The sequence below is a fragment of the Oscillibacter sp. KLE 1745 genome (assembly GCF_000469445.2).
Classification (GTDB): Bacteria; Bacillota; Clostridia; order Oscillospirales; family Oscillospiraceae; genus Oscillibacter; species Oscillibacter welbionis.
In genome coordinates this window covers 1-6,799 of sequence record NZ_KI271708.1, presented here as the reverse complement: position 1 = coordinate 6,799, position 6,799 = coordinate 1, and the positions used below count along the sequence as shown (strand labels likewise).

7 protein-coding genes are annotated in these 6,799 nt (G+C 65.1%); all 7 read right to left on the bottom strand.

Going from position 1 to position 6,799, the window contains the following annotated elements; genetic code table 11:
* Window positions 1-68: 68 nt before the first annotated feature.
* The gene (locus HMPREF1546_RS05880) at window positions 69-872 is read right to left on the bottom strand and encodes an energy-coupling factor transporter transmembrane protein EcfT (RefSeq protein WP_021749416.1); all 804 of its coding nucleotides are present in this window, start codon (window positions 870-872) and stop codon (window positions 69-71) included.
* Window positions 866-1,732, bottom strand: coding sequence for an energy-coupling factor transporter ATPase (locus tag HMPREF1546_RS05875; protein WP_021749415.1), 867 nt, complete (start codon window positions 1,730-1,732; stop codon window positions 866-868). The genes HMPREF1546_RS05880 and HMPREF1546_RS05875 overlap by 7 nt, the downstream gene beginning before the upstream one ends.
* Before the next feature lie 18 nt (window positions 1,733-1,750).
* Window positions 1,751-2,599 (bottom strand): energy-coupling factor transporter ATPase, encoded by an 849-nt coding sequence (locus tag HMPREF1546_RS05870; protein WP_036630408.1) that lies wholly within the window; start codon window positions 2,597-2,599, stop codon window positions 1,751-1,753.
* 16 nt (window positions 2,600-2,615) lie between these two features.
* On the bottom strand, window positions 2,616-3,206 hold the full coding sequence (locus HMPREF1546_RS05865; RefSeq protein ID WP_051319959.1) for a VanZ family protein: 591 nt from the start codon (window positions 3,204-3,206) through the stop codon (window positions 2,616-2,618).
* Between the two features lie 4 nt (window positions 3,207-3,210).
* On the bottom strand, window positions 3,211-4,074 hold the full coding sequence (locus HMPREF1546_RS05860; RefSeq protein WP_021749412.1) for a class I SAM-dependent methyltransferase: 864 nt from the start codon (window positions 4,072-4,074) through the stop codon (window positions 3,211-3,213).
* A 150-nt stretch (window positions 4,075-4,224) separates the two neighbouring features.
* On the bottom strand, window positions 4,225-4,806 hold the full coding sequence (locus HMPREF1546_RS05855; protein WP_021749411.1) for a flavodoxin family protein: 582 nt from the start codon (window positions 4,804-4,806) through the stop codon (window positions 4,225-4,227).
* A gap of 125 nt (window positions 4,807-4,931) precedes the next feature.
* On the bottom strand, window positions 4,932-6,653 hold the full coding sequence (locus tag HMPREF1546_RS05850; protein ID WP_051319958.1) for a glycosyl hydrolase family 18 protein: 1,722 nt from the start codon (window positions 6,651-6,653) through the stop codon (window positions 4,932-4,934).
* Window positions 6,654-6,799: the final 146 nt, after the last annotated feature.

Genomic DNA, 6,799 nt, shown 5'->3' with positions numbered 1-6,799 from the left:
GGCTGCCTTCGCCATCGGCCTGCGGCTGGGCCTCACCCTGGGCAGCCAGTCCGCGGACCGGCAAATCGTTACGTAAATTGCCGCAGGACGATGATCCCCGCGGTGACGGCCAGCCCCAGCGCCAGGGCCAGATAGTCCCGCCCCTCGTACTGCAGCACATGGAGCTTGGTGCGTCCCTCGCCGCCGTGGTAGCAGCGGCACTCCATGGCCACCGCCAGCTCGTCCGCCCGGCGGAAGGCGCTGATGAACAGCGGCACCAGAATGGGGATCAGGGCCTTGGCCTTCTGGATGATATTCCCGCTCTCAAAGTCCGCGCCCCGGGCCTTCTGAGCGGACATGATCTTGTCTGTCTCCTCGATCAGGGTTGGGATGAACCGCAGGGCGATGGACATAATCATGGCCAGCTCATGGACCGGCACATGGATTTTTTTCAATCCGCCCAGCAGGCGCTCCAGCCCGTCGGTGAGGCTGATGGGGCTGGTGGTGTAGGTCATCAGGAACGTGCCCATGATCAACAGCATGATCCGCAGCACCATGAACACGGCGTTCTGCAGACCCTCCGCGGAGATCCGCAGGAAGCCCAGCTCTGCCAGGATGTGCTCTCCCGGCGTGAAGAACAGGTTCAGAATGCCGGTGAACACGATGATGAACACCACCGGCTTCAGCCCCCGCACCAGGGATTTGATCCCTACTCGGGAGATGCGGACACACACTGCCAGCACCGCCGCCAGAATGCCGTAGGCCAGCAGGCTCTTGGCGCAGAACAGCGCCACGATGTAAAGGACCACCAGCAGGATCTTCGTCCGGGGGTCCAGGCGGTGGGCCACGGTGTCGCCGGGGAAAAACTGGCCCAGGGTGATGTCCTTCAGCATCCCGTCTCCCCCCTTCTCAGCGCCAGCAGCTCCCGCTCCAGGGCCTCCACGGTGTAGACCGCAGGGTCGATGGCGAGGCCCTGCTCCCGCAGGCGCATGGCAATACGGGTCACCTGTGGCACGTCCAGTCCGGCAGAGAGCAGCTCCTCCGCCCGGGCGAACACCTCCGCCGGAGTCCCGCTCATCAGCACGTGAGCGGACTTCAGCACCAGGATTCGGTCCACATTCCGGGCGATCTCGTCCATGCTGTGGCTCACCAGGATGATGGTGCGCTTTTTATTGCGGTGGTAGTCCCGGATGTTGGCCATCAGGTTCTCCCGGCCCGCCGGATCCAGTCCGGCGGTGGGCTCGTCCAGCACCAGCACCTGGGGGTCCATAGCCATGACCCCCGCCAGGGCCACCCGGCGCTTCTGGCCGCCGGAGAGCTCAAAGGGGGACTTGTCCAGCTGATCGTCCCGGATGCCCACCAGGCGGGCGGCCTCCCGGACACAGCGGTCCAGCTCCTCCCCGGTCTTGCCCTGGTTGATGGGGCCGAAGGCGATGTCCTTGTACACCGTCTCCTCAAACAGCTGGTACTCCGGGTACTGGAACACCAACCCCACCTGGAAGCGGACGTCCCGGATCTTCTTCGGCTCCGCCCAGATGTCCTTCCCATGGAGCAGGATCTGCCCCGACGTAGGCCGCAACAGGCCGTTCAGATGCTGAATCAGGGTGGATTTGCCGGAGCCGGTGTGGCCGATGATCCCTAAGAACTCCCCATCGTACACGTCAAAGCTCATGTCCTCCACCGCGCTGCGCTGGAAGGGCGTGCCCACGCTGTACGTGTGGGTCAGATGTTGTACTTGCAGTATCGGTTCCAATGTTCTCTTCCCTTCCGATTACTTGGAAACGGCGGCCAGGATGGCGTCCGCGCACTCCTCCACCGTCAGGGCGGTGAGGGGCACGTCCAGCCCGTCTTTGCGCAGCCGGTCCAGCAGGTCCACCGTGTCCGGCACCGTCAGTCCCATGGACCGCAGCCGCTCCACCTGTGTGAAGACCTGCCGGGGCGCGCCGTCCATAATGACTTTTCCGTCGTCCATGACCACAACCCGGTCGGCGTCCTCCGCCTCGTTCATGTGGTGGGTGATGAGCACCACGGTGATGCCCTTCTCCCGGTTCAGCCTGTGAACGGCGGAGAGCACCTCCCGCCGGCCCACCGGGTCCAGCATGGCGGTGGCCTCATCCAGCACGATGCATTCCGGCTCCATAGCCAGCACGCCGGCAATGGCGATCCGCTGCTTCTGGCCGCCGGAGAGCAGATGGGGCGCGTGGCGGACGAACTCGCCCATGCCCACCGCCGCCAGGGCGTCGTCCACCCGCTGCCGGATCTCCCTGCTGGAAACCCCCAGGTTCTCCGGGGCGAAGGCCACGTCCTCCTCCACCACGTTGGCCACGATCTGGTTGTCCGGGTTCTGGAACACCATGCCCACCGTCCGGCGGATGGCCAGCAGCAGATGTTCGTCCAGGGTGTCCATTCCCTCCACATACACATGGCCCCCGCAGGGCAGCAGAACACCGTTGAGCGTCTTGGCCAGGGTGGACTTGCCGGATCCGTTGTGGCCCAGCACCACCACGAAGGAGCCCTGCTCAATGGTCAGGTCCACGCCCTTCAGGGCCAGAACCGGCTCCGCTCCCTCGTCCGCCGGGTAGGCGTACTGTAAATTCTCCGTTCGGATGATCTCCGCCATAGCTGTCCTCATTTCGTCAGTCTTGTATTTGCCGGACCCTGAACCGCCGGGTCCAGCCGGGGGCTGCCCGGTCCAGCAGGCACCAGATCCAGAAGCCGCAAAAGGCCCCCAGGGTGTTGAGCCACAGGTCGTCGATGTCAAAGGCCCGGCCCACCAGCAGCTGCCAGCACTCAATGAACCCCGTGACACACAGGCCCGCGGCGAGCGCGCGTTTCCACGTGCACCCCCGCCACAGCAGGGCGGGGAAAAAGCCAAAGGGCAGGAACATGATCAGATTCCCCGCCAGGATGTAACCGTCGCCCAGGGTCCGGAAGGGAACCAGATTGACAGTCCCCGGAGCGAAGAAGGGATTCCCCTCCCCGTTCCAGCCGCAGCCCTGAAGCAGGTCCGCCAGGGCCTGGACGACCCATCGGGGCGTCAGGGTCACCAGGGCCATGCCGCCGCAGAACATCCAGAAGAGGGCCATCCCCGCCTCCCGGACCACCGGACTGGCAAGGCCCGCGGCGGCGAGGTGCCGCCGGCGCCGGGGGCTCAGGCACCCAAAGAGCGCCAGGGCAGGCACCGCCCCCGCTGCCAGCGTCAGCAGGTATGCCGCAGTCCGTCCCACGGCCTCACTCGCTGCACCAGCGGCCTGTGGCACCGCAGGGCAGAGCCAGGCCCGTCTCCGTCACCGGCAGGCCCAGCTCGTCCCAGGTGCACTTGCCGCCGTATTTGGCCCCCACCAACAGATGCAGCAGATACCCCAGCACCGACGGGGCCAGGCCCGTGGTGTAGGAGTTGATGAGCACGAACAGGGGCCGCTCCGACAGCACGCCGGCGCAGAGCTTCACGAAGTCGTAGAGGTTGTCCTCCAGCTTCCACACCTCGCCGCCGGGGCCCCGGCCGTAGCTGGGCGGGTCCATGATGATGGCGTCGTAGGTCTTGCCCCGGCGGATCTCCCGCTCCACAAACTTGCCGCAGTCGTCCACGATCCAGCGGATGGGGGCCTCCCCCAAGCCGGAGAGTCTGGCGTTTTCCCTGGCCCAGGCCACCATGCCCTTGGCCGCGTCCACGTGGCAGACGCTGGCCCCCGCCTTGGCGCAGGCCACCGTGGCCCCGCCGGTGTAGGCGAACAGGTTCAGCACCCGGATGGGCCGCCCGGCGTTCCGGATCTTCTCCATGGCGAAATCCCAGTTCACCGCCTGTTCCGGAAACAGGCCCGTGTGCTTGAAGTTCATGGGCTTCACCTGGAAGGTCAGGTCCCGGTAGCGGATCTTCCAGCTCTCCGGCAGGGTCTTCTTCTCCCAGTGGCCGCCGCCGGACTGGCTGCGGAGATACCGGGCGTTGGCCCGCTTCCAGGCGGGGTTCTTCCGGGGGCTGTCCCAGATGGCCTGGGGGTCCGGCCGCACCAGGTACTGCTCTCCCCAGCGCTCCAGCTTCTCTCCCCCGCCGCAGTCCAGCAGCTCATAGTCCTGCCATTGCTCCGCGATCCACATACCAAAATTCCTCCAGACAAACTCTTATCCATTGTAAATCATGTTATTATACCGCCTTGGGACCGTGTCCGTCAACCGTTTGGGGCGGTTTTATCCCGCCCATGCGCAGAAAAAGAGACCGCCGGGCGGCGGTCTCACAGGGGCTGTGCTTCAATGCACGGCATCCCACAGCTCCCGGGCAAAGGCCCGGGTGCGGGCCTCTTTCTCCGCGTCCATGAAGAGGGCGTCATACCCCAGGTGCCGCTCCGCGTGGCTGCCCAGAAAACGGAGCTGGGCGTGCTTGCAGTACCGGCGCATCCCCTCCTCGAACAGGTCGCAGCCCCGCTCCGGGCGGTAGCCGCAGGTCAGCAGCAGAGCCAGGGCTTTCCCCGCCCACAGGGCGGGACCTTTTTCCGCCCCGTAATACTTGTCCATGCCATACACCAGCCGGTCCAGCAATGCCTTCATGGGCGGCGTGCAGTACCAGGAATAGATGGGCGTGGCCAGCACGATCAGGTCGCACGCCAGCACCTTGTCAAAGATCGTGGGCACGTCGTCCCGCTGAGCGCAACCGAATGCCGTCCAGTCCCGCTGGCAGGCCCGGCAGGCCGTGCAGGGCCTGATCTCCAGAGCATGGAGCCATACAGTTTCCGTCTCCGCCCCCAGCCCTTCCAGCTCCTGCCGGAAGGGGCCCAGCAGGGCGTTGGTATTGCCCTGTTTTCTGGGACTGCCCATCAGAATGCACACCTTCATCGAATCGCTCCCCCTTCTCTGCCGGCCAATCTTGTTGGTTCCATCATACCTGGAACGGGACGGTCCGTCAAGGAGAGGACGCATGCAGGGCCGGGACAGTATGTCCCGGCCCTGCGGCACTCTGTTCAGTTCTTTTCCAGCAGTGTTTCCAGCCGCTGGAGGATCACTGCCGTCTGGGCGCGCGTGGCGGAGCCGGACGGATCCAGCGTGCCGTCGGACCGGCCCTGGAGCAGTCCGGCAGACACCGCCCAGGCCAGGGCCTCCCGGGCATAGTCCGCCACAGCGGCGCTGTCGGAGAAGCGGCTCAGGTCCGTCCGGCCCGCGGTATCCGCTCCTCTGTATTCCGTGTACCGGAACAGGATGGCCGCCAGCTGCTGGCGGGTGATCCGCCCCTCCGGGCGGAAGGTGCCGTCGTCAAAGCCCCGGACGATTCCCTGCTGTTCCGCCCAGGCCACCGCATCGGCGCAGTAGCTGTCCGCCGCCACATCGGTGAAGGGAGGCGTCCCCGCCCTGGGTCTGCCCTCCAGTCGGTAGAGGATGGCGGCGATCATGCCCCGGTTGGATGCCCGGTCAGGGGAAAAGGTGCTGCCGGTGGTGCCCTGCATCAGCCCCGCCTCATACACATATTGGACCGCCTCTTCATACCACGCGCCGGGGGGTACGTCCCGGAAGGGATTATCCCAGGTGCTGCGGAAAGCCCCGCTGGCGGCAGCGATCAGCTCTCCCCCATCGTCCTGGGAGATCTCCCAGAACCCCACGCCGCCCAGACCCAGAGACCGGGCCAGCTGTGCCTTGGCAGCGAGGGACACGGCATCGTCGTAGGAGACGAAGGTGCGGTTTCCGTAGAGCCAGGGCACCTGCGCCTCTTCATGGCGGAACTGGCGGTAGTCCGTGTTGTCCAGATAGCTCTTCTTCAGCATCTTGTAGCTGACGGATTTGGCTGATGTGTAAGTGCTGTACAGGCCGTTGTTCTGGGCCTTGACCCCCTGGTAGGCATAGCCGTACAAAGGCATCCCCAGGACGATCTTTTCCGCCGGGATACCCTTTTTCAGATAGGCCTGTACGCAATCGGAGATGCTGCTTCTGCTCTGGGGCGAGGTGCCGGAGGGCGCATACAGGGGTGCGTTGAAGTCCGCGTAGGTATCCCAGGTGCCGTGGAGGTCATAGCCCATCACGAAGATGTGGTCCACAATGGCGGCCACCTTCACGGCCTCGATCTGGTTTAAGTACCAGCTCCCGGCGGCGCCGGCGATAGTGAGGGCGTAGTCCTTCCCGTCCCGGCGGCCCTGCCGATCCAGCTGCTCCCGCAGCTCCTGAAGCAGCAGAGTGAAGTTCTGCTTGTCCGCCGGGCGGTGGATGGTCCCCGCCGCGCCGCCGGATACCGGGTACTCCCAGTCCAGGTCCACCCCGTCCAGGCCCTGCTCCACCACAAAGTCCACACAGCTGGCAGCGAAGCTCTCCCGCCGGGCCGCCGTGGCGGCCGCGTCGGAGAAGTACTGGGAGTCCGACCACCCGCCCACGGAGATCAGCAGCTTGAGATGCTGGTTCTGCTGGCGCAGCTTCCGCAGGGCGGCCAGGTTCTTTTGGTCATGGGCTGGATTCTCCAGAGCAATGGTGAGGGTATCTGGGTCGATCTGGGCAAAGGCGTAGTTGATCTGAGTCAGATGCTCCGCCGGGATTTGGTCAGGGGTGAAGCCCTGGTAGGCCGCCCATCCGGCGTAGTAGCCCACCGCCTCTCCTCCGGCGGAATATGTACGCTCTTCCGCCTCCGTGGGGGTACCCAACAGCAGGGCCGCCATACACAGGACGGCCAGCGCGGCGGCGGTTCGTCTGATGAAATTTCGCAAGGGAAAACGCTCCTTTTTCAGATAATCGTCACCAAAATGCGTGTGTCGTCACGCCCTATTTTACCGGAACGGGCTGCGGGCCTCAAGGCACAAATGCTGGGAGCACGGCCAGAAAACAGCAGCGCGGCAGACCCTCTCGGGTCTGC